Consider the following 25,543-nt stretch of genomic DNA (forward strand, 5'->3'; position numbering starts at 1 on the left):
TTGGTATTTGCGGTCGACCACCACCGTCGTTCCTCCGGGCGACGGGGGCGGCACCCCGCCGACCGAAGGCGGCGGCGCTGCCGCACCGAGCGGAGAGGGCCTTGCCGCCCCCGGACCTGTGTTCGGCATCATCGTGCCCACCTACCGCGCGGAAGCCTCGCTGTATGCAGCACTGCAGAGCCAACTGCGCCAGGGAAACCTCGCGATGATCGGCGACCTGCACAAGCGCATAGGCGACGACGATGCGAAAGGCGCCGCTGCAACTTCGACGAACCCGGCAGGCCCGGAGCGCCGCGCCTGGGCCCGCGTGCTCTCCACCGACATCGACATTCGCCAGGGCGGCACCGTCTCGCCTTCCAGCAAGGGCCGCCTCACGGGCTTCCAGGCCGGCACAGACCTGATGGCCGCAACCAACTGGCGTGCCGGCCTCTACGTGGGCCAGCTCGACGGCGACGGGCGAGTCAGCGGCTTTGCGAGCGGCCTGCAGAACCAGCATGTGGGCCGCAACGACTTGCGCAGCCAGTACTTCGGCATCTACGGCACCTACACCGGCAACGGCGGCTTCTATGCCGACGCGGTGGTGCAGTCGGGCCGCCACCGCTACACGGTCGAGCCGGTGCTGGGCGCGGGCGTCGAAGGCAAGGGCCGCAGCCTGCTGGGTTCCATCGAAGTGGGCAAGGCCTTTGCGCTGGGCGCCAGCGGCTGGAGCGTCGAGCCGCAGCTGCAACTGGTTCACCAGCACATGGACCTCGACAACTCGGTCATCTCCGGCGCGGTCGTGCAGCCCGAGGCCGACAGCGGCTGGATCGTGCGTGCGGGTGTGCGCGTCAAGGGCACGATTGCGACCGGCCTGGGCACGCTGCAGCCCTACGGGCGCTTCAACGTCTACCGGAGCTCGAGCGGCGCGGACGTCGCGCGCTTCGTCAACGGCGCGACCCGCACCGACATCGCATCGTCCACCGGCGGCACGAGCACCGAGCTGACCGGCGGCTTTACCCTGGCGCTCGGCAACAGGACGAGCGTCTACGGCGAAGTGGGCAAGCTCTGGGCCTCGGGCGGAGACACCAGGGTGAAGAGTTCCATCAATGCATCGGTGGGCGTGCGCGTGAAGTGGTAGGAGGGCACCGCCGCGTGCGCTGGCGCAGTGGCCGGAATCCGACTGCGCCAGCACACCGACGCGGTGTCTACCTACAACAAGGCCTGCATGAAAGAGCCACGTTCGGCGTGCAGGCGGGCGAGGGCGCGCCTGGCATCCAACATCGACATTGATTGGGCCCGGCCAATGTCCACCATGAACAAGCTCAAGCATCTACCCCGCCTTTTCAAGGAGGCGGCCATGGCCTGGATCGACGATTTCGCGCCCAGCATGGGCGCGGCGATCTCGTACTACACGATGTTCTCGCTGGCGCCGTTGCTCGTGATCGTGATCGCGTTGGCGGGTGCACTCTTCGGCACCGAGGCCGTGCAGGGCCAGATTGCCGCGCAGCTGTCGGGGTTGATCGGGCAGGAGGGCGCGCAGGCGGTGCAGGCCCTGGTCAAGAGTGCCAACGAGCCGTCTCGCGGATTGATTGCCGGCGCCATCAGCGTGGTGGTGCTGATCGTCGGCGCCACCACGGTGTTTGCCGAACTGCAGAGCGCGCTCGACCGCATCTGGCATGTGCCCCAACGCGCGAAGCCGAGCGGCGTGTGGGGCATTCTGCGTGCGCGGGTGCTGTCGTTCGGCCTGATTCTCGGGCTGGCCTTTCTGCTGATGGTGTCGCTGGTGGTCAGTGCCGTGCTGGCGGCGGTGGGCAACTGGAGCAGCGGGCTTTTTCCGGGTTGGGAGCTTTTGCTGCAGGTTGCCAATGCGCTGGTCACGCTGGGCATTCTTACGCTGCTGTTCGCAATGATCTTCAAGCTGATGCCGAGCACGCCCATCGCATGGCCCGACGTGTGGATTGGCGCGGTGGTAACGGCGGTTCTCTTCGAGGTCGGCAAGGTACTGATTGGCCTGTACCTCGGAAAAAGCAGCGTCAGCGAATCGTTTGCGGCCGCCGGCTCGCTGGTGGTGCTGTTGGCCTGGGTGTATTACGCCGCGCAGATATTTCTGCTGGGTGCGGAGTTCACCAAGGTCTATGCCAATGCCCATGGCTCGGTGGCCGCCTCCAGGGCGCAGGCTGCGACGGAGGCCGCGGCGGAGCAGGCCCGAATGGGCACGGACAGCGCTGCTGCACGGCAGCCCGGAACGGAGAAGCTCGAGGCGATCGAGAAGATGGAAAACGCGCAGCGGGCGCTCGAGGTGCGCACGAGGAAGGCCACTGCCAAGCTGCTGCAGCAGGCCATCGGCCTGTTTGCAATCAGCGTGACGACCACGCTGCTGGCGCGGCGGCGCAAGCAGCGCCGCCGCCATGCCGCACGCATGCAACGAGAAATTCGCCGCACGGGGTGAGGCGGGATCCGGCGCTCACCGAGCCAGCGTCAGCCCGAAGAAGGAATCGAGTATGTGGAAGTGATCGTCATGGAACTGGTCTTCCATGCCGGCCAGCCTTGCAATGGGCACCCACTCGGCGGATGACGCATCGTCGCCGGCCGTCAGCTCCGGTGGGCGGCGCGTGCCCAGGTCGAACCAGTGCGCGTGGGTGATGACGCGGCCCTTCTGGCTGCGGTCCGGGTTGTCGAACACCTGCACCGCCTTGAACGCGCCCTGAATGTCGCTGTCGAGCAGGCGCAGCCCGGTTTCCTCATCGAGCTCGCGCAGGGCCGACTGCCATACCGTTTCTCGCGGCTCGAGATAGCCGCCCGGCACCGCCAGCATGCCCTTGCCCGGCGACCGGCCACGCCGGATCAGCAGCACCTGGTCGCCGCACTGAACCACCGTGTCGACCGTGACGAAGATGACGGGGTAGGGCGTGCCCGCCCACATGGCCTTGTCCTGGCGCAGGCTCTCCCATTCTTGTGTCAGCGCGGCATAGTGCGGCAGGCTTGCCCAGGCGCGCAGAAACTGCAGCGTGCTCGCGGGTGCCTGGTTCACCAATGCAGCCAGAGCCGCTTCCAGCGAACCATCGGCGGCCGCTCCGAAGTACGCATCGCGCAATGCGCTGGCGTGAATTTCGCCCTGCAACCCGGTGTCGTCCAGCGTCCATTGCGGAAAGTCGCGCAGGTACACGCTGGTCGCGTCCTTCAGGTGGCCGACCAGCAGCACCGATGGTTGGCCGGGGTACATCTCGGCCACGCCCTGCTTCACCGCGGCCACCCAGCGCGCCTGGTCGTAGTAGTCGCGCACGGGCAAGAACTTCAGCCGCTCGCGGTCTGCTTGCGGGAGGGCGAGGCGAATCATTTCCGCCCGCTCTTCCCATGTGAAGGGATTGCGCGGCGTGCGGGCCTGGAAAGAGGAGCCCAACACCACCACGCATTCGGGCGCCGCGGCCAGCGCGCGCCTCAGCAGCGCGAGCTGCGCGTTGTGGAAGATCTGGAATCGCCCGATGTACACGGCGACGTCGTGGGCCTGGGGTGTGGCTGGTGGTTGGTTTGTCATCTGGGTTCTCAAGACAGTTTGGCTGCAATCGGCATCTGGCGCCCGGAGCCGAAGGCTCGCGCCCTGACCCGGACGATCGGCGGCGACTGCCGCCGCTTGTATTCATGGCGCGCGACCATGCCGCGGATGCGCTCCACAAGCGCTTCGCCGGAAGGCTGCACCCGCAGCGTGTCGACGAATTCGCGCGCCTCCTGGTACTCGCGCTGCGCGAGCCGAGGGCCTTCGATCAGCAGCTTGAGGATCTGGTCGAGCACGGGATAGGGCGGCAGGCTATCGACATCCTTCTGGCCCGGCGCCAGTTCGGCCGAGGGCTCCTTGTCGATGATGGCCTGGGGAATGATCTCGCGGCCCGCCGTTTCGTTCAAGTGCCGCGAGAGGGCGAAGACCTCGGTCTTGTAGAGATCGCCGATCAGGCCCAGGCCGCCGTTGGTGTCGCCGTAGAGCGTGCAATAGCCGACCGAGATCTCGGACTTGTTGCCCGTGGTCAGCAGCAGATGGCCGAAGCTGTTGGAGTACTCCATGAGAATGGTGCCCCGCACGCGCGCCTGAAGATTCTCCAGAGCCACGCCGCGCAGTTCGCCGCCCAATGCCGATTGGAAACCTTGCGTGAACTGCGACACGATGCCAGCAATGGCATGGTGCTTGAGCGGCACGCCCAGGTTGCGGCACAGGGCTTCGGAGTCGCTGACCGAACCTTCCGATGAAAAGCTCGACGGCATCGTGATGCCGACCACGTTCTCGGCCCCCAGCGCTTCGACCGCCAGCGCCAGTGTCAGCGCCGAATCGATGCCGCCCGACGAGCCGACAACGGCCTGGCGAAAACCGCAGCGCCGCGCATAGTCGCGCAGGCCCAGTACGATCTGCTGGCGGTAGAACTCCAGCGCAGGCAAGCCCTCCGGTGCCACCGGCTGCGGAGCCTTGCCGGCAGCCGTCAAGAAGCGGCCCTTGTCGAAACACAGCGTGCTCACATCCTCCGCAAAGCGGCGAGCCTCGTACACCACACCGGCCTGCGGCTCGACCGCGAAAGACGCCCCGTCGTACACGAGCTGGTCATGGCCTCCCACCTGGTTGACATAGAGGATCGGCAGGCCATTGCGGCGGCTCGCCGCGCCGAAGATCTGGTGCCGCTGCTCGCGCTTGCCGATGTTCGACGGGCTTGCGTTGATCGACACCACCAGGTCGGGCGCCGCATCGCGCATGCGTTCGAACGGATTCACGAGGTAGTCCTGCCCCTCGTCGTTCCAGCCGTCTTCGCAGATCAGCAGGCCCACCTGAAAGTCGCGGATGCGAAGCACGCGCGCCACGTCGGGCCCCGGTTCGAAGTGCCGGCGCTCGTCGAAGATGTTGTAGGTGGGCAGCAGCTGCTTGGCGTATTCGAGCAGCACTTCGCCCCCGCGGATGACGCGCAGCACGTTGCGGAGCTTCTTGCCTGCGCCTTCGCGCCGTGCCGGCAACCCGACGGCCCAGTGCAGCGCCGGCATCTGGCGGGATGCCGACAGCAGCTCCTGAAAAGCGGCTTCCACGCGGTCCATGAAGCCTTCTTCTTCCAGCAGGTCGGCCGGGTAGTAGGCGGTGAGCGACATCTCGGAAAACACGACCAGGTCGGCCTCTTCAGCCGACGCCTTGCGCGCAGCTTCGATCATTCGCGTGGCATTGCCGCGCAGGTCGCCGATGGTGTAGTTGAGTTGGGCGGCGGTGATTCGGAGCATGGCTCTCAACTTTCGATGTGGAACACCTGGCGCAGATAGGCCAGGAAGGTCTGGTCTTCGCACAGCGTCTTGCCCGGGCTGTCGGACAGCTTGGCAACGGGTTGGCCATTGCACCCGGTGAGCTTCATCACGATGTTCAGCGGCGTGAGGCCGACGTCGTTGGTCAAGTTGGTGCCTATGCCAAAGCCGGTCTGCGTGCGATCGGCGAAGGTGCGGTACAGGCGGATGGCCGTTTGCAGATCGAGGCCGTCGGAGAACACCAGCCGCTTGGTGTGCGCATCGATGCGCAGCCTGGTGTAGTGCGCCAGCGCCTTTTCGCCCCAAACGACCGGGTCGCCCGAGTCGTGGCGAAGGCCGTCGAACAGCTTGGCGAAGTAGAGATCGAAGTCGGCCAGAAAGGCATCCATGCCGACCACGTCGGTCAGCGCCACGCCCAGGTCGCCGCGGTACTCCTGCACCCAGCCTTCCAGCGCCGCATTTTGAAAGTCGCGCAGCCGCACGCCCAGTGCCTGGTAAGTCTGCAGGTATTCATGCGCCATGGTGCCGATGGGCACCAGCTCCAGCTCCTTGGCCAGTAGCACGTTGGAGGTGCCCTTGAAGTACATGGGCACCTCGCGCTTGAGCGTGCCGACCACCTCGCGCTGCCAGTCGCGCGAAAAGCGGCGGCGTACGCCGAAGTCGAAGAACTCGAAAGGATGCCGGGCCGCCGGCTCCTTCGCGAAGTTGCGCAGCAGTTCGATCTTGGCCTGCAGGCGCTCGCGGCCCTGCACCAACGCCGCCTCCGCATCGAAGCGGCGGAAGTACAGCTCGTTGACCATGGCGAGAACGAAGATCTCGAAACCCATGGTGTGAACTTGCGGCCCGACCGCCCGGATGCGCAGCGCATCGCCCTCGGCCGTGGCGGAAATGAATTCGCGCTGGAAGCTGAAGATGCGCAGGAAGTCGACGAAGTCGCTCTTGATGTAACGCAGGCTGCCCAGGTAGGCGAGTTCGCCGGGCGCAAAGCGCAGCGTGCAGAGGTGGTCGAGCTGCTGGTTGACGTCCGAGAGCAGTTCGGCGAGCGGATAGGCCGGCTGGTTGCGGCAGACGAAGGTGTACTCGGCCTGCGTTTGCGGGTGGCTGTGCAGCATGGCCTGCCACATGGTGAACTTGTACAGGTCGGTGTCCAGCAGGCTGTGGATGATGGGTTGCATGGTGCGGTCCTTCGCCGTTCTTTTCGGTCAGGTGTTTGCGGTCAGGTGTTGGCAGTCAGTATGGAAAGCATTTCGGCGCTGGTGCGAAGCTGCGCGCCGCGGTTGCTCATGTCTTGCAAGAACGCCTGGTGCTGCGCCTCGAAGCCGGCCACGGGGCTCATGCAGTCGGTGACCAGCACCAGCTTGGCAGGCCTGCCCGAAGGCAGGTTGGCGGCGATGTGCTCGGTGGTGGCCTTCACGCAATGGCTGCTGGCTTCGCCGGCAATCACGATCAGGTCGGCGCGGTCGAGTGATTCGACCAGCGGCATGTTGAGCAGGGTGGCGGGGTCGTCCGCATCCGGCACCTCGGCCTGGATGGCGCTGTAGTGCTCGGTCCAGGGGTTGCTGCCCTTGCCGACCTTTTCCACCACGCGCAACTGCCCATCCTCCCAGGCGTTGTAGGCGCCCTTGACGGCCGCGTGCACGTTGTGGCCCCAGCTGCCGATTTCGCAATGCACCGGCCAGACCATCAGCGTGTAGCGTCCCCGGCGCTCGAGCTCGTGGATGTAGGCCAGCGCCCGGGGCAGGGCAGCGGGGTCGCGCGGGCGGTAGTCGCCGGCATTGACCTGTGCCGCCGTGATCGACGTGAAAGGCGGCACACCGGCGCCATCGCGTGTCTGCCAGAACGTGGGATGCGCAATGTCGAACCTGTGGTGCGAATCCAGCGTGATGGTGATGCCGCCGATGCCGCCCGAACCTTCGCGGATGAGCTGAGCCACCCTCAGCATGTCGGAGTGGGCACCTGCGACCGGCAGCGCCGGTTGCAATTGCGCGCCGGTGGACGGATCAGCCGGAAGCCAGCTGGCCGGAAGGTCGCAGAAGTCGTTTTGCGGATCGATCAGGAGAAGTTGGATGTTCTGCTTCATAGTGTGTTCTTTGGTTGAGTTGTACTGTACAACTATATGGGTTGGATAGTACAACTTAGTGGGAAGAAGTCAAGCGCCGGGCTCCGAGGCGTCGCGCGGGCTGAACGTGCGCGGGAACAGCGCCGCCTGGGACCGGTCGCGCAGGCGGTAGCCCATGGCCGGCCGGCCGAAGGTGCCTTCCACGGTGCCGGCTTCTTCCATGAAGCCGGCGTCGAGCATCCGTTTGCGAAAGGCGCTCTTGTCGACGGGGCGGCCCAGTACGACTTCATAGGTGTGCTGCAGCTGCGGCAGCGTGAAGGGTTCGCTCAGGAGAAAGGCGGGCAGCGAGGTGTATTCGACCTTGCTGCGCAGGCGGGCGATGGCGGCCCCGAGGATTTCGGCGTGATCGAAGGCCAGGCGCTTGCGGGCGGCCTCGGTGGCCTCGATCCATTCCACCTGCGCGGCGTTTGCTCCTTTTTCGAGCACCAGGTCCTGGCTCGGCACGAGGGCGAAAAATGCATGCGTGGTCGACCAGCCTCGCGGGTCGCGGCTTGCGCCACCCCAACTGCCCAGTTGCTCCAGGTAAGGCGCGGAAACACCGGTCTTTTCCTGCAGCTTGCGCAGCGCGCACCCGAGCAGGCTGGCGTCCTTGTCGACGTCGATGAACCCTCCCGGCAGGGCCCAGCGACCCGGAAACGGCTCGTGGGCATCGCTGGGGCGGCGCATCAGCACGACTTTGAGTTCATCGTCCAGCACGGTGAAGATGACGACGTCGACGGTGACCAGCGGCCTCGCGAATTTCAACTCGGCCGGTGTGTTGGAAGGTTTCACGAGCGGGCCTCCTTTCTAGAGAGGTTGTACTGTACAACTCCAGTGGACCGACCGACAGGCCGGGTTAACCTCCGCGACCTATGGATTCCCTGATCGCCGCCTCCGCGCGGGCGCTTGCCGCGGGCGACGCGCTCGGTGCCCTCAAGCGGGTCGCCTTGCGCGACGACCCGCCTGCGTTGGCCCTGCGTGGCATTGCCATGGCGCAGCTTGGCGAGCATCCACGCGCGCGCGAGCTCCTGCGGCGGGCCGCCCGAGGCTTTGGCGCCCACGAGGAACTCGCGCGCGCCCGCTGCCTGGTTGCCGAGGCCGAGGTGGCGCTGGCGATGCGCGACCTCGGTGGATCGCCGCGCGCTCTTGCCGCTGCAGCCGCCACGCTCGACGCGCATGCCGACCATGGCAATGCGCTGCAGGCGCGGCTGATTGCGGCGCGCAAGTTCCTGCTGCTCGGCCGGCTCGACGAGGCGGCGGCCACGTTGGCGCCGCTCGATGCGCGCGGCCTGTCGCCGTCGCTGGCGGCGGTGGCCGAGCTCACCGCCGCCGAGCTGGCGCTGCGATCGCTGCGCACCGGCATGGCGCAGGCGGCGCTCGACCGCGCGCATGAGGCGGCCGAACGCGCGCGCGTGCCGGCGCTGCTCGCCGAGGTGGCGGAAGCGCGGGCCGCGCTCGATCGTCCCGCCGCGCGGCGCCGCTCCGCCGACGGCGAAGAGACGCTGCGCCTGCACGAGGTGGAAGCGCTCCTGGCCTCGGACGCGCTGGTGGTCGACGCATGCCGCCGCGGGGTCGGTGCGGGCGATGCATGGCGACCATTGGCGCGGCGCCCGGTGCTGTTCGCGTTGGCGCGCGCGCTGGCCGAGGCGTGGCCCGGCGATGTCGATCGCGAAGCGCTGATTGCCTACGCGTTCAACACCCGCCACCCCGACGAGACGCTGCGAGCGCGCCTGCGGGTCGAAGTCGGCAGGCTGCGCGCGCTCATTGCGCCGCTGGCGGGCATCGAGGCGACGGCGCGGGGTTTTGTTCTCAAGCCGCACGGCGGGCGCGAGGTTGCCGTGCTGGCGCCGCCCATCGATGGCGACCAGGCCTCGCTGCTGGCGCTGCTTTCCGACGGGGCGGCGTGGTCGACCTCGGCGCTGGCGCTGGCATTGGGAGCCAGCCAGCGCACCGTGCAGCGCGCACTCGCCGAGCTGGAGGCTGCCGGGCGCGTGCGAGCCATCGGGCGGGCGCGGGCGCAGCGCTGGCTTTCGCCGCCGCTGACCGGATTCACGACGATCTTGTTACTCCCCGCTGCGCTGCCGATTGAATAGAGTTGCCTCCAAGCCCCAGTCCGGGGCGCAAACAAGGAGCAGCAATGAGCACTGGCAGCAAGGCAGGCAAGGACCAGACCCCCGTCACGGCACGCGCAGCCGAAATCGTTCGCGAGTACGGCCCATTGGCCGGCGAGGCGAGCGTCGGCGGCGTGACCCACGACGGCCAACGCGTCTGGGCTGCCACACGCGACGGGTTGATCGCTTTCGATCCCGTGAGTGGCAAGACCACGCGCACGCTGGCTTGCGCCGGTGACGCCGGCACCGCCTTCGACGGCACTCACCTGTATCAGATTACCGAGGCGCGCATCGACAAGATCGACCCGGCAACGGGCACGGTGGTGGCGTCGATCCCCGCTCCGGGCAACGGCAGCGACTCGGGGCTCACCTGGGCCGAGGGCAGCCTGTGGGTGGGGCAGTACCGCGACCGCAAGATCCGCCAGATCGACCCGGCCACCGGCGCCGTGTTGCGCACCATCGAGTCCAACCGCTTCGTTACCGGCGTGACATGGGTCGACGGCGAGCTATGGCACGGCACCTGGGAGGGCGACGAGAGCGAGCTCCGCCGCATCAACCCCGAAAGCGGCGCCGTGCTCGAGCGGCTCGAAATGCCGCGCGGCACGGGCGTGAGCGGCCTTGAATCCGATGGGGGAGACCTCTTCTACTGCGGCGGCGGGGGCAGCGGAAAAGTCCGCGCCGTGCGGCGCCCGAAGGCAGCCGCCAGGGCGTGAGCGCATCCGCCCGCCAAACGATTCATCGAGCCAAGGAGCACATCGCCATGAACACCACTGTTGCCGGAACCGGCATTGCCGATCACCCCGTCGTTGCCAAGGACCGCTGGCTCGTCCAGCGCAAGGCGCTGCTGGCCCGCGAAAAGGAACTGACGCGCCTGCGCGACCAGATCGCCCGCGAGCGCCGCGCCCTGCCGTGGACCCGCGTCGAGAAGAACTACATCTTCGATACGCCCGACGGCTCGCGCGCGCTTGCCGACCTGTTCGAGGGCCGCCGCCAGTTGCTGGTGCAGCACTTCATGCTCGGCCCCGATTGGGAGCAGGGCTGCCCGAGCTGTTCCTACATGGCGGACCATGTCGACGGCATGAAGGTGCATCTCGAGCACCGCGACGTCACGATGCTGGCCGTGTCCCGCGCGCCGCTGGACCAGATCGAGCGCTTTCGCCGGCGCATGGGCTGGCAGTTCAAGTGGGTGTCGGCCTTCGGCAGCGATTTCAACTACGACTTCAGCGTGAGCTTCAAGTCGGAGGAATGGGCCGAGGGCCAGGGCGAGGTCTACTACAACTACAGCGTGCGGCTCTTCCCGGCGGAGGAGGCGCCCGGCATCAGCGTGTTCTACAAGAACGACGCGGGCGAGGTCTTCCACACCTATTCGACCTACGAGCGCGGTGTCGAAGTGATGATGGGCACGTACAACCTGCTCGACCTCACCCCCAAGGGCCGCGACGAGCACAACGCGGTCTACACCATGGACTGGGTGCGCCACCACGACCGCTACGAGCCCGCGCCGGCCACCAAACCGGCGGCCCATGCCTGTTGCCATCCGTCGAACTGACCGGCAACCGGGCTGAACGCGAAGGCACGCCGTGGAAAGCCTCTGGCCCTGGTTGGTGGTGGCGGGTCTCGGCGCTATTCACGGGCTGAACCCGGCCACCGGCTGGATGTGGGCCGCGGCCTGGGGCGTCCGGTCGAAAGATCGGGGCCAGGCGCTGCGGGCCCTGGTGCCCATTGCGGTCGGGCACGCCGCCTCCGTCGCGCTGGTGGCGGCCGCAGTGGCGTTCGGCGTGTCGATGGACCGGACGGTGATGCAAGTGGTGGCGGGCGGGCTGGTCGTCGTCTTCGTGGTGCTGCACCTCTCGGGCCGCACACCCAAGGCGGTGCGTGCGCCGGCGGGGCATGCCGGGCTGGCGCTCTGGTCTTTCATGATGGCCACCGCGCACGGCGCCGGGTTGATGCTGGTGCCGGCGCTGGTTCCGCTGTGCATGGGCGACACGCCGGCCCTGGACGTTGCCGCATCGGGCGCGCCGATGCTGGCGCTTGCGGCCGTCGGCGTTCACACGGCGGCCATGCTTGCCGTGACTGCGCTGGTCGCCAGCGGAGTGTGCCGGGGGCTGAAACTCATACTTTCGAACTCGTGAGGTGCTGCGAAACCAGCAACAAGGTACAGACTTGCGTATCTGGTTGCACATTGGCGGTGCCATGACAGCTGGTTGCAAGCTTGGCTCAGTGTTTTCCTCAGCGAACGATGGCCTGAAACTCGCTAGAGTGAAGGCGGCCGTTCAGGCTTTTGCGTCGCACACATCAAGGAAAATTTCATGAGCAAGAAAGTTGCATATGTCACCGGAGGCATGGGTGGCATCGGAACTGCCATCTGCCAACGCCTCTTCAAGGACGGCTTCACCGTCGTCGCAGGCTGCGGCCCCACGCGCGACCATGCCAAATGGCTGGCCGAGCAGAAAGCCCAGGGCTTCGAGTTCCACGCATCGGTCGGCAATGTCGGCGACTGGCAATCCACGGTCGAGGCGTTTTCCGCCGCCAAGGCCGCGCACGGCCCCATCGACGTGCTCGTCAATAACGCCGGCATTACCCGGGACCGCATGTTCCTGAAGATGACGCCGGAAGACTGGAGTGCGGTGATCGAGACCAACCTCAACAGCATGTTCAACGTCACCAAGCAGGTGGTGGGCGACATGGTCGAAAAGGGCTGGGGCCGCATCATCAACATCAGCTCGGTCAATGGTGCCAAGGGTCAGGCGGGGCAAACCAACTACTCGGCGGCCAAGGCCGGCATGCACGGCTTCACGATGGCGCTGGCGCAAGAGCTGGCGAGCAAGGGCGTCACGGTCAATACCGTGAGCCCGGGCTACATCGGCACCGACATGGTGAAAGCCATCCGCCAGGAAGTACTCGACAAGATCGTGGCCACCATTCCGGTCAAGCGCCTGGGCGAGCCGAGCGAAATTGCCTCCATCATCTCGTGGCTGGCCACGGACGAAGGCGGCTACTCCACCGGGGCCGATTTCTCGGTCAACGGCGGGCTTCACATGCACTGAGCATGCTGACCGGAACCTGATCGAGAAACCCGCTTCGGCGGGTTTTTTTGTTTCCAGCGATGTGGCTTCTACGAATGGAAAGCCGCGAGAACGGCCATAAAGTTTCGCACCCCTTGGAGGCACGACATGGCAGACACAACAATCACACCGACCCGGAAACTTCCTCTCTATCGCTCGCTTTACGTTCAGGTGATCACCGCGGTGGTCATCGGCGTGCTGCTCGGGCACTTCTATCCCGCCATCGGCGAAGCCATGAAGCCGCTCGGCGACGGCTTCATCAAGCTCATCAAGATGATCATCGCGCCGATCATCTTCTGCACGGTGGTGGTCGGCATTGCCGGCATGGAAGACATGAAGAAGGTGGGCAAGACCGGCGGCTTGGCGCTGCTCTACTTCGAGATCGTGAGCACCATCGCGCTCGTGGTCGGGCTGCTGTTGGTCAACGTGCTGAAGCCCGGCGCGGGCATGAACATCGACCCGGCCACGCTCGACACCAAGGCGATCGCCGCCTACACCGGCCCCGGCAAGATGACCGGCACGGTCGACTTTCTGCTCAACGTCATTCCCAGCACGGTGGTCGACGCCTTTGCCAAGGGCGAAATCCTGCAGGTGCTGCTCATCGCGGTGCTGTTCGGCTTTGCGCTGCACCGCTTCGGCGGGCGCGGCACGCTGGTGTTCGACGTGATCGAGAAGGGCTCGCACGTGCTCTTCGTGATCGTGGGCTACATCATGAAGCTCGCGCCCGTCGGCGCCTTTGGCGCCATGGCGTTCACCATCGGCAAGTACGGCCTGGGCAGCCTGTTCTCGCTCGGCAAGCTGATGGGCACGTTCTACCTGACCTGCCTGCTGTTCATCTTCGTGGTGCTGGGGCTCATTGCGCGCTTCCACGGCTTCAGCATCTGGAAGTTCATCAAGTACATCAAGGAAGAACTGCTGATCGTGCTGGGCACGTCGTCATCCGAATCGGTGCTGCCGCGCATGATGGAGAAGATGGAAAACCTGGGCGCGAAGAAGGCCTGCGTGGGCCTGGTGATTCCGACCGGCTATTCGTTCAACCTGGACGGTACTTCCATCTACCTGACGATGGCCGCGGTGTTCATTGCGCAAGCCACCAACACGCCGATGACGCTGACCCAGGAGATCACGCTGCTGGCCGTGCTGCTGTTGACGTCGAAGGGCGCGGCGGGCGTGACCGGGAGCGGCTTCATCGTGCTGGCCGCCACGCTGTCGGCCGTGGGCCACGTGCCGGTGGCGGGTCTTGCGCTCATCCTGGGCATCGACCGCTTCATGTCCGAGGCGCGAGCATTGACCAACCTGATCGGCAACGGCGTGGCCACCATCGTGGTGGCCAAGTGGACCAACGAACTCGACACCGAGCGGCTGAAGGCCGGGCTCAACAACGAGAGCTGGGTCGAGTCGCAGGAGCCTGAAGTGCTCGAAGGCGCGCGCGTGAGCAAGATGGCCGACTGAATGGCCTTGAAGGCCCGATGAAGGGCCGGGTGAAGTAAGAGGCCGCGCATCGTTCCTGCAAAATGCAACGATGCCCCACAGCGTTTCCCTCATCAACACCATTGCCGCCGGCCTGGGGCTGGCGCTCGTGTTCGGCTTTCTCGCAGTGCGCCTGCGGCTGCCCGCGCTGGTGGGCTACCTGCTGGCGGGCGTGATCATCGGGCCCTTCACGCCGGGCTTCGTGGCCGATGCGGGCATTGCGGCGCAGCTGGCCGAAATCGGCGTGATGCTGCTGATGTTCGGCGTGGGCCTGCATTTTTCACTCGACGATCTGCTGGCGGTGCGCAAGATCGCCTTGCCCGGAGCGCTGGCGCAGATTGCGGTGGCCACGCTGCTCGGCGGTGCGCTGGCGCTCTGGTGGGACTGGTCCTGGGGCGAGGCACTGGTCTTCGGGCTGGCGCTGTCGGTGGCAAGCACGGTCGTGCTGCTGCGGGCGCTCGAAAGCCTGGGCATTCTCGATTCGTTCACCGGCCGCATCGCCGTGGGCTGGCTGGTGGTCGAAGACCTGGCCATGGTGCTGGTTCTGGTGCTGATGCCGCCGCTTGCGGGAGCCTTGGGCGGCCATGCCGCCGATGCGGCAGGTTCCGCGGACCCGCTGTGGCAGACGCTCGGGCTCACGCTGCTGCAGGTGGGCGGCTTCGTGGCGCTCATGCTCGTGGTCGGAAGGCGAGCCTTTCCGTGGATTCTGTGGCAGGTCACGCGGACCGGATCGCGCGAGCTGTTCACGCTGTGCGTGATTGCGGCGGCCGTCAGCATCGCATTCGCATCGGCGGCGCTGTTCGGCGTGTCGTTTGCGCTGGGTGCATTCTTCGCGGGCATGGTCATGCGCGAATCGGAATTCAGCCACCGTGCGGCGCAGGAGTCGCTGCCGCTGCGCGATGCCTTCGCGGTGCTGTTCTTCGTGTCCGTGGGCATGCTGTTCGACCCCTCGGTGCTCATCGAGCGTCCGCTGCAGGTGCTGGCCGTGGTGGGCGTGATCGTGCTGGGCAAGTCGCTTGCCGCCTGCGCGCTGGTGCTGGCTTTCCGCTATCCGCTGGGTACGGCGCTTACGGTGAGCGCGAGCCTCGCGCAGATCGGGGAGTTCTCGTTCATCCTGGCGGGCCTTGGTGTATCGCTCGGCGTGCTGCCGGTCGAGGGCCAGAGCCTCATCCTTGCCGGTGCGCTGATTTCAATTGCCACCAATCCGCTGTGGTTCAGCCTGATCACGCCATTGCAGAAGTGGCTGCATGCCCGTTTGCCCGTGGCTCGCGGACTCGAATCGCGCGACCATCCGCTGGCCGAACTGCCGACCACCACCGAGGCCAGGTACCTCTCTAGGCAGGTGGTGCTGGTGGGCTACGGCCGCGTCGGGCGGCGCATTGCGGCCGAGCTGGAGGCGAACGACATCCCCTATGTGGTGGCCGAGCAGAACCGCGAGCTGGTCGAAAAGCTGCGCGAAGCCGGTGTTGCGGCGGTGTGGGGCGATGCAGCGGACCCCGCGGTGCTGATCCAGGCGCACATTGCGCGAGCCCGCGTGCTGGTGGTCGCAACGCCCGACGCCCTGAACGTGCGCCAGATGATGGAAACCGCGCACACGCTCAACCCCGGCATCGAAACCGTCATCCGCAGCCACAACGAAGACGAAGCACAACTGCTGACCCAGCAGACCGCCGCGACGGTCTTTCTTGGCGAACAGGAACTGGCTCAGGCAATGGCCCGCGACGTGGTCCGGCGGGCAGTGGCAGCGGCGTGAACCGCCGGCCACCGCAACGGTTCAGAGGTCTTCGATGACCAGCGTGCGGTAGCGCTGCGCGATCGAGTACGGCACGGCGCGCACCACCTCCATCAGGCGGTTCGCTTCCTCTTCGTTCTTCGTCTTGACGAGCAAGGCCGTGTGGCCTTCGCGCGCGAGCTTGGTGTAGGCGCGCACGGTGGCGGCGTCGGTACCCGCCGAAGGCAGCGGGTCGTCGGATTCCTTCACCGTCGGCGTGATCTCGTCGAGCACCGTTTGTGGCGGAATCAGGTATATCTCGTCGCCGCTCACGCCCTTTTGGAGCAGCTGATGGCCGACGCGGTTGGCGTCTTCCGCACTCGGAAACATCACCAGCGAGTAGCCGCTTGGGTAAAAGGCGCCGCCGATGGTTGCTCGCATGCGGGGTTCTAGGACGAAGTTCTTCATGGTGCTGCCTCCAGTGATGCAGTTCTTTGCTTTGCCCACCACGCTAGGCCTTCAGCAGACCGTGCGCTGTAGGCCTGCTCCCTATATTTCCGCAGGCTGGCACGGCAAAGCTTGGGCAATGCCCCGGCAGGCTCCTGTACACTGCGCCTCTCATGTCTTGCCGTCTTTTCCCCACTGCCGACTGCGTCGCCTCCATGGCCCGCATGATGCCGCCTGCCTTTGCGCGGGCGAATGGGGCATTGGTTGCACGAATGATTACCACCATTACCACCGCGGCCACCTGAGCACGCGCAGGTGGCCGTTTCGGCAGCCACCTGGTGTATCGCTCTTCTCTCCGAATGATTGAAACCCAGCTCTGGCAGCTGGGTTTTTGTTTTTTCATCCGGAGATTTCCATGTACCGCGATCCAGTCCAGTCACTCGAACCCTTGCCCAGCCGCAACGCGGCACCCCACGCACTGCGCGTGGGAATGATCGGCATCGGCACTGTCGGCTCGGGCACGTTTCGCGTGCTGGCCCGCAACCAGGCCGAGATTGCCGGCCGCGCCGGGCGGCCGATCGAGGTGGTGATGGTCGCGGCGCGCAACCTGGCGCGGGCCGCCGCCGTGGTGGGCGGGAACGTTCCGCTGACGCACGACCCGATGCGCGTTGCCACCCACCCCAACGTCGACGTGGTGGTCGAAGTGGCCGGCGGCACCGGCCCCGCACGCGACTGGGTGCTGGCCGCCATTGCCCACGGCAAGCATGTGGTCACCGCCAACAAGGCCTTGCTGGCGGTGCACGGCGCCGAAATCTTCGCGGCGGCCCGGCAGCATGGCGTGGCCGTCGCCTACGAAGGCGCGGTGGCGGTGAGCATTCCCATCGTCAAGGCGCTGCGCGAAGGGCTCACGGCCAACCGCATCGAATGGGTGGCGGGCATCATCAACGGCACCACCAACTTCATCCTCAGCAAGATGCGCGATGAAGGGCTGGACTTCGGCGCCGCGCTCGCACAGGCGCAGGCACTGGGCTATGCCGAGGCCGATCCGGCTTTCGACGTGGAGGGCATCGACGCCGGGCACAAGCTCACGCTGCTGGCCGCCAATGCGTTCGGCACGCCGGTGCGCTTCGACGATGTGCAGGTGGAAGGCATCACGGCGCTGCAGCGGCTGGATGTGGCCTGCGCCGAGCAGTTGGGCTACCGCATCAAGTTGCTGGGCGTGGCGCGGCGCCGGGAAGAGGGCGTGGAGCTGCGCGTCCAGCCCGCGCTGGTGCCCGCCGCGCACCTCATGGCGCATGTGAACGGGTCGATGAACGGCGTCATGATCAAGGGCGACGCGGCCGGCGTGACGATGTACTACGGCGCGGGCGCCGGCTCCGAGCAGACCGCGTCGGCGGTGATTGCCGACCTGGTCGATGTCGCACGCCTGGCGGGCACCAGCGCCGCGCAGCGCGTGCCGCACCTGGGTTTTCATGCGCACGCAATGAACACTCTGCCGGTGGTCTCTCGCGCCGACGTGTGTTCGTGCCACTACCTGCGAGTGCCCGTGCATGCCGCAAGCGGCATCGAGGCCGTAGCGGGCTGGGCTGCCGGCCGACAGCTGCCGGTGCGGCAAGTCACGCTTGCGGTTGGGCAGGCCGGCAGCGGCCCGCAGGTGCTCGTGCTGACGCAACCGGTGCGGCAAGCCGAGATGGAGCTGGCCCTGAACGCACTCCAGGCGCACCCGGCAGTGGCGGGAGCAATCACGGCGCTGCGGGTGGAGGAACTGGCGTGAGCCGCTTCGTTCTAACTGGGACAGAATGCGCCCGAACGCGGGCGCTTGCACCGCACACGCAATGGGAGCCGCAATGGATGTCTATGGGTTGGATGAGCTTCAAGCGCGCGAGGGAAACCGCGCGTGAAGCGCTGGTTCATGGCCATCGTTCTGGCTTGGGCAGCCCCCGTGTTTGCCCAACCGGCGGAGCAGCCCAAGCAAGTGGAGGGCGCGTCCTGCGAAGCGGAAGAAGCCGCGCTCGAGCGTGAGATGGACCTTGCGCGCTCCCGGGGCCAGATGCTGCGCCGGCGGCAGCTGGCCGAAACCCTGGCCGCGCTGCGAACGCGTTGCCACGGGTCGGAGCCTCAGCAGAGCCGCGCGGCCCGCATCGACAAGCTCGAGCAGGAGATCCGCGCGCTTCGCTCGGAACTCGAACGCGCCGAAGACCAATTGCGCGACCTGAGAAACCAGCGGCCATGACGGACTGTCCTGCCAGGCACCCAGCTGCTGCCTAGAGCCGCGGCAGCTGCATGCGCACTCGGCGCGCCGCTTCTTCCTCGCGCGCATCGTCCACTTCGCGCAGCACATTGCCCAGGTCGACAGGGCCGGTGTCGCGCACGTGCGTGCCGGTCAGCACCGATTCGACGCGCAGCAGGCCGCGCTCATACAGGTGCCAGATCTCGTCGCCATAGTGCGTGCCCAGCAGCTCCGGCGCAAACTGGCCGAAGAAGTTGCGCAGGTTCTCCACGTCGCGCAGCAGCATGCGCCTGGCGTGGTTGTTGCCCGCCGCGTCCACCGCCTGCGGCAGGTCGATGATCACCGGGCCGTCGGCCGACAGCAGCACGTTGAACTCCGACAAGTCGCCGTGCACCACGCCCGCGCACAGCATGCGCACCACCTCCTTCAGCAGGCTGCCGTGGTGCCGCACTGCTTCCTCAGGCGTAAAGGCCACGTCGTTGAGCCGCGGCGCCGCGTCGCCGTTGGCGTCGGTCACCAGTTCCATCAGCAGCACGCCTTCAAGAAAGTTGTAGGGCACTGGCACGCGCACGCCGGCTGCCGCCAGGCGGTAGAGCGCATCGACCTCGGCGCTTTGCCAGATGGCCTCGGTCACCTGCCGGCCGAAGCGCGTGCCCTTGGCCATGGCGCGCGTTTCGCGCGAATTGCGCACGCGGCGGTTCTCGGTGTAGTCGACGGCTTGGCGAAAGCTGCGCTTGTCGGCTTCCTTGTAGACCTTGGCGCACCGTGTTTCGTCGCCGCAGCGCACCACGTACACCATGGCTTCCTTGCCGCTCATCAGCTGGCGTACCACCGTGTCGATCAGTCCTTCGTCGACCAGCGACTGCAGTCGTGGCGGTGCTTTCATGGATGTTGCTCCCTCAGGGCCAGCGGGCGGGTCGAGAGGAAGGCCCTCAGGCTTTCCGGGCCGATCTGGTAGGCCGCATCATGCCTGTGCGCGGCAAAGCCGAGCCGGCGGTTGATGGCGAGCATGGGGGCGTTGACCTCGGCGTTGTGCGTCACGGCCATCAGGACGGCGGGATGGCGCTCGCGCACCAGCTGCAGCATGACAGCCTTCACGCCCTTGGCCAGGCCCTTCCCGCGCCAGAGGGGAGCCACGGCTGTGAGCCGCTGGAACATGCGGTCGGGGTACAGCTGGTTCCAGCTGGCGTCGCACACCGCGGCCACTTCGTCGCCGTCGAGCAGCAGCACGAGAAAATGCTCGCCGCCGCGCCGGTCGATCTCGGCATACCAGGCGCGAAAGTCCTCGAGCTCGTAGCGCATGGGCGGGCGCTCGAGCCGGGTGGTGGGGGCGTCGTTCAGCAGCGCGGACAACGGCGCGATCAGTGTCGCAAGGCGCTCGAAGGGCACGCGGCCGGCGTGAATTTCCAAGCGCAACCCGCGGCCCGCTGCGAGCGCATGGGCCCGCCAGCGAGCGAGTTCGGCGTCATCGAGATGGGCGAAGACCATGCGGTTCTCGATGCTGCGGTGCTTCTCGGCCGCACCGATGGCCGTGAGAAATGCGTGCCCCTCGGGAAGCGAGGCCTTGATGGTCGCCATTGTCTTGCCGCGCTCTTCCATGGTGGCAAGCAGCGCGCGCATCAGCATGGTGGCAATGCCTTGCCGCCGATGTGACGAAGCACGCCGCCCCACACGTCCACGAAGGGCGCATAAGCCTGGTAATCGGGCGTGCCTTCGCGGCGAAAGCTCATGTTGAGGCTGCCGACGATGCCGCCGCGGCCATCCAGCGCAAAAATGCGATGCACGACTTGCAGGGGCGTGTGCTGACGCACGTTCTGCATGTTGTCGGCGTCGCTCGGCCAGGGTTCGCCCGGAAAGTCCTGCTCGTTGCGAAGGCGCCAGTAGGCAAGAGCCTTCCTCCACTCTTCGGCGGATGCCTGCTGGGGATCGAAAACAGAAGTTGCGAAATGCCGCACGTCTGCGGCACGGGGTTCAAGCATGGTGAGCCTTGATGATTCTGGAAACGGGCAATCGCGGCCGGCACCTGCATGCCGACGGCGGCGTTTGAATCTCGGGCGGTTTGTCGCTGCGGCAGCAGTGCCGCAATGGTCGAACCGGCTGTGCCCGTTCAGGGCTCGCGCTACGGGAGAAAGCGCGTCAGCAGGCCATTGAAGATTCGACAAACCGGCCGGGAGTGGGGCGTTGAACAGCTGTGTCTTCCATCGCGCACCTCCGGTCTGGTTGTTTGTCGAAGCGTCGAATGTAGCGGCCTTGCTGCGCAATGTGAAGTGACTTGTGGCGCATCCGCACTGCTGAGCCATGCCAGCTTTCGGGCAGCCGCACTCGTCTGCAAGGACGATGCACCCGAAGGCTGGTCCGTCGAAAGCAGGCCCGGCTTTTTCTTTGGGCGCGCCAGCGGCGCAATGCTGAGCTAAGGTAGCCGGTCGGCTCAAGCCAGGATCTTTGAAAATGAACAACAGGGGCAAGCTCGCGGTATTCCTTCTCGCATGCGCAATGAGCCTGGCCGCACAGGCACAGGAGTGGCCGGCAAGGCCCGTGCGCGTGATCGTTCCCGCGCCGCCGGGCAGTTCGCTCGACCTGATCGCGCGCGCGCTGGCCGACCGGCTGCGAACCATGTGGAAGCAGCCCGTCGTGATCGAGACCAAACCCGGCGCGGGCGGCCTGATCGGCATGGACGCGGTGGCCAAGGCACCGCATGACGGGTACACGCTGGGCATCGGCTTCAACGGGCCGATTGCCTTCGGCCCCTACATGTACAGCCGCATGCCGTATGCACCCGCGCGCGACCTGGTGCCCATCGTGCTCACGACTTCGCAGCCCAACGTGCTGGCGGTGCAGGCCGGCAATCCCGCGAACACGTTGCCGGAGTTCGTGGCGTGGGCGAAGAAGCAGGGCAACGGGTTCAGCTATGCGTCGGTGGGGGCGGGGAGTTCGTCGCATCTCACGATGGAGCTGTTCCGCAGCACCGCGGGCATCGAAGCGGTGCATGTGCCTTATGCAGGCTCGCCGCCTGCCGGGCTTTCGGTGGCGGCGGGCGATACGCAGGCGCTGTTCACCGTGGCGCCGGCACTGCTGCCGCTCATCCAGGGCAAGCGCATCAAGCTGCTGGCGATCACCAGCGCAAAGCGCTCCGAGCTCATGAAAGACGTGCCCACGGTCGCCGAGTCCGGCTATCCCGGTTTCGAGGCGCTGGCCTGGAACGGGCTATTCACCGCAAGCGGCACGCCGCCGGAGGTGATTCGCCGCATCAACGCCGACGTGAACACTGTGCTGCAAGAGCCGGCCGTGCGCGAGTTGCTGGCCAACCAGGGGCTTGTGACGGGAGGCGGCTCGCCTGAAGAATTCAGGTCCTTCATCGACAGTGAGGGGCGCAAGTGGGGCGCCATCATCGGCAAGGTCGGCATCCGGCTCGAGCAATGATCCGAAATTTGGATCAATTGATCTGAATTTTCGATTTTACGGATGACGGCGGGCTGCCTAAAGTCCGCCTCGATGAACGCCACTGCCTCGCCCCCACTGCTGATCGGCTGCGCTGCAGGCTTTTCCGGCGACCGCACCGACGCGGCCGGGCCGGTGGTCGATACGCTGATCGCCCGGCTGCAAGGCGGCCCGGCGGAGCAACGCGCTTTCCTGATCTTCGAAACGCTGGCAGAGCGCACGCTCGCACTCGCCCAGCTGCGCCGACGCGACAACCCCGACGCCGGCTACGAGCCCTTGCTCGATGCCATGCTGCGGCCCGTGCTGGCCCGCTGCCTTGCGCACGGCATTCGCATCGTGAGCAACTTTGGCGCGGCCAACCCGCGCGCCGCGGCCCGTCACATCGCCCGGATGGCGCGAGAACTCGGCGCCGCTGCGCCGCGCATCGCGGTGGTGGAGGGTGACGATCTCTCCGGCCCCTCGAATCTTGCGCTGTTGCACGAAGCGCTTGGCGCGCAAATGGACGGCCTGCGCATCGTCAGTGCCAACGCCTATATCGGCGCCGAGCCGATTGCCGAAGCGCTCGACGCGGGTGCACAGATCGTGGTGTGCGGCCGCGTGGCCGATCCGTCGCTCACGGTAGGTCCGGCCATGTCGCACTTCGGCTGGCGCGCCGACGACTGGGACCGGCTGGGCCGAGCCACCATGGCCGGCCACTTGCTCGAATGCGGTGCGCAGGTCTGCGGCGGCTACTTTGCCGACCCTGGCTACAAGAACGTACCGGGCCTCGAAGACGTGGGCTTTCCGATTGCGGAGATCGATGCCCACGGCCACTGCACCATCGGCAAGGCCGACCGCACCGGCGGCCTCGTGAGCGAAGCCACGGTGAAGGAGCAGCTGCTGTACGAGGTGCACGACCCGAGCGCCTACCTCACGCCCGACGTGGTGGCCGACATTGCCGAAGCCGAGGTCGATCAGCTGCCGGGCAAGGCGAATCGCGTGGCGTTGTCGGGCGTGCGCGGCCATGCGCGGCCCAGCCACTACAAGGTCAATGTCTGCCATGAAGGCGGCTGGCTGGCCGAGGGCGAAATTTCCTATGCGGGACCGCGCGCCGAGGCGCGCGCGCGGCTCGCGGCGGACGTGCTGCGCAAGCGGCTCGACGGCCTTGCGCTGCGCGTGGACCTGATCGGTGCGCTGAGCATTCTTGGCGACGACGCCGGCCGCATGCTGGCCGATACGCCGGATGCCGGCCTGCGCGACGTGCGCCTGCGCGTTGCGGCCTCGCATACAGACCGTGCGCAGGCCGAGCGTCTCACGCGCGAAGTCATGGCGCTCTATACCTGCGGGCCGGCGGGCGGCGGCGGTGTGCGCACCGCGCTCACGCCGCGGCTCAATACCTTGTCGTGCCTGCTGCCGCGCGAAGCGGTGCCGGTGAGCTTCGAACTGCTCGGCGCGGAGGCCCTGGCATGAACACGGCGACAGACCTCATGGAAGTGCCGCTCTACCGCGCCGCCCACGGCCGTACCGGCGACAAGGGCGACCGCTCCAACATCAGCGTGATTGCCTGGCACCCGGACTTGTATCCGCTGCTGGCCGAACAGCTCACGCCTGAACGCGTGGCCGCGCAGTTTCGCCACCGCGCGCCAGCACGGGTGCAGCGCTTCCTGCTGCCCAGGCTGCACGCGATGAACTTCGTGCTCGATGCGGTACTCGACGGCGGCGTCAACGATGCGCTGAACCTCGACGCGCACGGCAAGGCGCTCTCGTTCCTGTTGCTGGACATGCCCATCCGCGTACCGCGCCCGCTTGTGCCGCTGCTGGCGGGGCCATAGCGGCAATCCGATTTCTTTTTCTCACCCATCCATCCGGAGACAAAACAATGAAACGACGTTCCCTCACCCTTTCGGCCGCCGCTCTGGCCCTGGTGCCGCTGCTGGGCCACGCGCAGCAGGCCTTTCCAGACAAGCCCATCACCTTCGTGGTGCCCTTTGCGGCCGGCACCGCCACCGACCAGATCGCACGCGCGCTGGGCAACAGCATCACGGCGGAAACAAAGCAGCCCGTGGTCATCGACAACAGGGCCGGTGCCAGCGGATTCATCGCCTCGCAGCAGGTGGCCAAGGCCGCGGCGGACGGCTACACGGTGCTGATCACCACCAACACCACGCACGCGGCCAACGAACACCTGTTCAAGAAGCTGCCGTACGACCCGGTGAAAGATTTTTCGCCCATCACCGCGCTGGGCAAGGGTGGGCAGATCATGGTGGTGAACCCCTCGTTCCCGGCCAAGAGCGTGGCCGAGTTCGTGGCGCTCGCGAAGAAGGAGCCCGGCAAGTACAGCTTTGGCAGCGGCAGTTCATCAAGCCGCATGGCGGGCGAGTTGCTGCAGCAGATGGCCGACATCAAGCTGCTTCACGTGCCCTACAAGAGCAACACGCTGGCCGTGACCGACCTGCTGGGCGGGCAGATTCACATGATGATCACCGACGCGGCCACCGGGCTGCCGCAGGTCAAGGGAGGCAAGCTGCGCGCGCTGGGTGTGTCGAGCGCCGCGCGCTCACCGCTGGCACCCGATGTACCCACCATTTCCGAAGCCGGCGTGAAGGGCTACGAGATGGGCTACTGGTTCGCGGCCTATGCGCCCGCCAAGACGCCACCGGCGGTGGTCAAGCGCCTCAACGAGCTACTGGTGAAGGCGGCGAAGAGCGAGTCTGCCAACACTGCGTTCTACGAACCCACGGGCACCGAGGTGTTCACCACCTCGGCTGAAGAGCTTGCCAAGTTCCAGACTGCGGAGTCGCAGAAGTGGGGCCGCATCGTGAAGGCGGCCGGCATCGAAGCCGAGTAGCCGGGGAAGGCGGCGTCCGCTGCTAACGCACGTTTGCGCTCTTCTTCGGATCAGTGTGCACCGCAAAGCCTGATTCACCCGGCGCGATCTCGTCGCGCAGCGTGAGCGCCGGAATGTCGTAGTCGCCGAAGTTCTGCGGACGGAACGGAATCGGGTCCGTCGTCCACAGCGTGTCGAGGCGGCGGCCGAGCTCTTCGGTAATTCGTTCGTAGGCGGCTGCATCGACCTTGCCGGTGCGATAGACCACATAGGGCGGCAGCACGTCGAACCCGGGGTAGTACAGCACCCCGTGATGGATGGGAAACAGCAGATCGTCCATTGGCCCGTTGATGCCTCTGGCGCTGTAGTGCGAAGCCCACCCGCCAGTGGTAACCACCAGCATCGCGCGCTTGCCGCTCATCACGCCCTGGCCGAAGCGGTCGCCCCAGTGCGAGTCGGAGTGCTCGCCCACGCCATAGGCAAACCCATAGGCGTAGACCCGGTCGATCCAGCCCTTGAGGATGGCCGGCATCGTGTACCACCACAGCGGAAACTGGAAGATCACGGCATCGGCCCACAGCAGCTTGGCCTGTTCCGCCGCGATCTCGTCGCGCTGGGTGCCGGCCTCGAAGGCGCGCAACGAGTCGGTCACGGGGTCGAAATGAGCGCCGGGCTCGATGTGCGAGAAGTCGTCCGCGTCGAGCGTTGCCTTCCATCGCATGGCGGAAAGATCGGACACGCGCACTTCGTGCCCGGATTGCACGAGGCGTTCCACCATGAATTGCTTGAGCGATCCGTTGAGCGAACGGGCTTCGGGGTGGGCATGAACAAGAAGAATTTTCACGGCTGCATGTTGCGTTGAATGACGATGCATGCAGGTTAGGTACAGCCGAGCTATATTGGAAATGAATATTCAAAATTCCAGG

25 protein-coding genes are annotated in these 25,543 nt (G+C 66.4%); 15 read left to right on the forward strand and 10 right to left on the reverse strand.

The genetic code is table 11. The annotated features are described in order from the left end of the window. The coding region (locus EJI00_RS09205) for an autotransporter outer membrane beta-barrel domain-containing protein (RefSeq protein WP_126747169.1) at positions 1-1,117 on the forward strand (1,117 nt) is incomplete at its 5' end. Between the two features lie 165 nt (positions 1,118-1,282). Beyond that, complete coding sequence (locus EJI00_RS09210) at positions 1,283-2,428, forward strand: YihY/virulence factor BrkB family protein (protein ID WP_260590616.1); 1,146 nt, start codon at positions 1,283-1,285, stop codon at positions 2,426-2,428. A 15-nt stretch (positions 2,429-2,443) separates the two neighbouring features. On the opposite strand, the gene EJI00_RS09215 is transcribed toward EJI00_RS09210, so the two are convergent. From EJI00_RS09215 to EJI00_RS09235, 5 genes are all read right to left on the reverse strand, one after another. Continuing rightward, complete coding sequence (locus tag EJI00_RS09215) at positions 2,444-3,514, reverse strand: NUDIX domain-containing protein (RefSeq protein WP_126747170.1); 1,071 nt, start codon at positions 3,512-3,514, stop codon at positions 2,444-2,446. An 8-nt stretch (positions 3,515-3,522) separates the two neighbouring features. Next, positions 3,523-5,223 (reverse strand): NAD+ synthase, encoded by a 1,701-nt coding sequence (locus EJI00_RS09220; protein WP_126747171.1) that lies wholly within the window; start codon positions 5,221-5,223, stop codon positions 3,523-3,525. Positions 5,224-5,228: 5 nt separating this feature from the next. Continuing rightward, positions 5,229-6,416 carry a nicotinate phosphoribosyltransferase gene (gene pncB, locus EJI00_RS09225; RefSeq protein WP_126747172.1) on the reverse strand — a complete coding sequence of 396 codons (1,188 nt, stop codon included), beginning with the start codon at positions 6,414-6,416 and terminating at the stop codon, positions 5,229-5,231. A 41-nt stretch (positions 6,417-6,457) separates the two neighbouring features. After that, positions 6,458-7,321 (reverse strand): cysteine hydrolase family protein, encoded by an 864-nt coding sequence (locus EJI00_RS09230; protein ID WP_126747173.1) that lies wholly within the window; start codon positions 7,319-7,321, stop codon positions 6,458-6,460. Between the two features lie 69 nt (positions 7,322-7,390). Further along, complete coding sequence (locus EJI00_RS09235) at positions 7,391-8,131, reverse strand: NUDIX hydrolase (RefSeq protein ID WP_126747174.1); 741 nt, start codon at positions 8,129-8,131, stop codon at positions 7,391-7,393. 80 nt (positions 8,132-8,211) lie between these two features. Here EJI00_RS09235 and EJI00_RS09240 point away from each other — a divergent pair, with 80 nt between their 5' ends. The 7 genes from EJI00_RS09240 (at position 8,212) to ybaL (ending at position 15,738) form a co-directional block, all read left to right on the forward strand. Next, positions 8,212-9,432 carry a helix-turn-helix domain-containing protein gene (locus tag EJI00_RS09240; protein ID WP_126747175.1) on the forward strand — a complete coding sequence of 407 codons (1,221 nt, stop codon included), beginning with the start codon at positions 8,212-8,214 and terminating at the stop codon, positions 9,430-9,432. A gap of 44 nt (positions 9,433-9,476) precedes the next feature. Continuing rightward, positions 9,477-10,163: a hypothetical protein gene (locus EJI00_RS09245; RefSeq protein ID WP_126747176.1), complete on the forward strand. Its 687-nt coding sequence runs from the start codon at positions 9,477-9,479 to the stop codon at positions 10,161-10,163. Positions 10,164-10,210: 47 nt separating this feature from the next. After that, entirely contained in the window at positions 10,211-10,999 is a 789-nt protein-coding gene (locus EJI00_RS09250; protein WP_126747177.1) for a DUF899 domain-containing protein, read from the forward strand. A 31-nt stretch (positions 11,000-11,030) separates the two neighbouring features. Next, positions 11,031-11,582 carry a hypothetical protein gene (locus EJI00_RS09255; protein ID WP_126747178.1) on the forward strand — a complete coding sequence of 184 codons (552 nt, stop codon included), beginning with the start codon at positions 11,031-11,033 and terminating at the stop codon, positions 11,580-11,582. Between the two features lie 177 nt (positions 11,583-11,759). Further along, positions 11,760-12,497: an acetoacetyl-CoA reductase gene (gene phbB, locus EJI00_RS09260; RefSeq protein WP_126747179.1), complete on the forward strand. Its 738-nt coding sequence runs from the start codon at positions 11,760-11,762 to the stop codon at positions 12,495-12,497. 126 nt (positions 12,498-12,623) lie between these two features. After that, complete coding sequence (locus EJI00_RS09265; RefSeq protein WP_126747180.1) at positions 12,624-13,967, forward strand: dicarboxylate/amino acid:cation symporter; 1,344 nt, start codon at positions 12,624-12,626, stop codon at positions 13,965-13,967. 70 nt (positions 13,968-14,037) lie between these two features. Then, positions 14,038-15,738: a YbaL family putative K(+) efflux transporter gene (gene ybaL / locus EJI00_RS09270; RefSeq protein WP_126747181.1), complete on the forward strand. Its 1,701-nt coding sequence runs from the start codon at positions 14,038-14,040 to the stop codon at positions 15,736-15,738. 21 nt (positions 15,739-15,759) lie between these two features. Here the strand turns inward: ybaL and EJI00_RS09275 are convergent, their stop codons facing one another. Next, positions 15,760-16,164 (reverse strand): hypothetical protein, encoded by a 405-nt coding sequence (locus EJI00_RS09275; protein WP_126747182.1) that lies wholly within the window; start codon positions 16,162-16,164, stop codon positions 15,760-15,762. Positions 16,165-16,558: 394 nt separating this feature from the next. Here EJI00_RS09275 and EJI00_RS09280 point away from each other — a divergent pair, with 394 nt between their 5' ends. Further along, positions 16,559-17,917: a homoserine dehydrogenase gene (locus tag EJI00_RS09280; RefSeq protein ID WP_126747183.1), complete on the forward strand. Its 1,359-nt coding sequence runs from the start codon at positions 16,559-16,561 to the stop codon at positions 17,915-17,917. A 123-nt stretch (positions 17,918-18,040) separates the two neighbouring features. Next, positions 18,041-18,376, forward strand: coding sequence for a DUF1090 family protein (locus tag EJI00_RS09285; RefSeq protein WP_260590618.1), 336 nt, complete (start codon positions 18,041-18,043; stop codon positions 18,374-18,376). 31 nt (positions 18,377-18,407) lie between these two features. On the opposite strand, the gene EJI00_RS09290 is transcribed toward EJI00_RS09285, so the two are convergent. Genes EJI00_RS09290 through EJI00_RS25380 form a run of 3 tightly spaced genes read right to left on the reverse strand, consistent with a single transcriptional unit; the run spans position 18,408 to position 20,352 of the window. Further along, entirely contained in the window at positions 18,408-19,259 is an 852-nt protein-coding gene (locus EJI00_RS09290) for a PA4780 family RIO1-like protein kinase (protein WP_126747184.1), read from the reverse strand. Continuing rightward, on the reverse strand, positions 19,256-19,999 hold the full coding sequence (locus EJI00_RS09295) for a GNAT family N-acetyltransferase (RefSeq protein WP_260590620.1): 744 nt from the start codon (positions 19,997-19,999) through the stop codon (positions 19,256-19,258). The genes EJI00_RS09290 and EJI00_RS09295 overlap by 4 nt, the downstream gene beginning before the upstream one ends. Then, positions 19,993-20,352 carry a hypothetical protein gene (locus EJI00_RS25380; protein WP_260590622.1) on the reverse strand — a complete coding sequence of 120 codons (360 nt, stop codon included), beginning with the start codon at positions 20,350-20,352 and terminating at the stop codon, positions 19,993-19,995. The genes EJI00_RS09295 and EJI00_RS25380 overlap by 7 nt, the downstream gene beginning before the upstream one ends. A gap of 469 nt (positions 20,353-20,821) precedes the next feature. Here EJI00_RS25380 and EJI00_RS09300 point away from each other — a divergent pair, with 469 nt between their 5' ends. From EJI00_RS09300 to EJI00_RS09315, 4 genes are all read left to right on the forward strand, one after another. Continuing rightward, positions 20,822-21,793, forward strand: a complete 972-nt coding sequence (locus EJI00_RS09300; protein ID WP_126747185.1) for a Bug family tripartite tricarboxylate transporter substrate binding protein — start codon at positions 20,822-20,824, stop codon at positions 21,791-21,793. Between the two features lie 72 nt (positions 21,794-21,865). Beyond that, positions 21,866-23,260, forward strand: a complete 1,395-nt coding sequence (locus EJI00_RS09305) for an acyclic terpene utilization AtuA family protein (RefSeq protein ID WP_126747186.1) — start codon at positions 21,866-21,868, stop codon at positions 23,258-23,260. Then, positions 23,257-23,622 carry a hypothetical protein gene (locus EJI00_RS09310; protein WP_126747187.1) on the forward strand — a complete coding sequence of 122 codons (366 nt, stop codon included), beginning with the start codon at positions 23,257-23,259 and terminating at the stop codon, positions 23,620-23,622. Before EJI00_RS09305 ends, EJI00_RS09310 begins: the two co-directional genes overlap by 4 nt. A gap of 47 nt (positions 23,623-23,669) precedes the next feature. After that, positions 23,670-24,638 carry a Bug family tripartite tricarboxylate transporter substrate binding protein gene (locus EJI00_RS09315; RefSeq protein WP_126747188.1) on the forward strand — a complete coding sequence of 323 codons (969 nt, stop codon included), beginning with the start codon at positions 23,670-23,672 and terminating at the stop codon, positions 24,636-24,638. Between the two features lie 22 nt (positions 24,639-24,660). On the opposite strand, the gene EJI00_RS09320 is transcribed toward EJI00_RS09315, so the two are convergent. Beyond that, positions 24,661-25,461 (reverse strand): NAD(P)H-dependent oxidoreductase, encoded by an 801-nt coding sequence (locus EJI00_RS09320; protein WP_126747189.1) that lies wholly within the window; start codon positions 25,459-25,461, stop codon positions 24,661-24,663. Positions 25,462-25,543: the final 82 nt, after the last annotated feature.

Origin of the sequence: Variovorax sp. DXTD-1 (assembly GCF_003984625.1) — a bacterium.
Taxonomy (GTDB): domain Bacteria; phylum Pseudomonadota; class Gammaproteobacteria; order Burkholderiales; family Burkholderiaceae_C; genus Variovorax.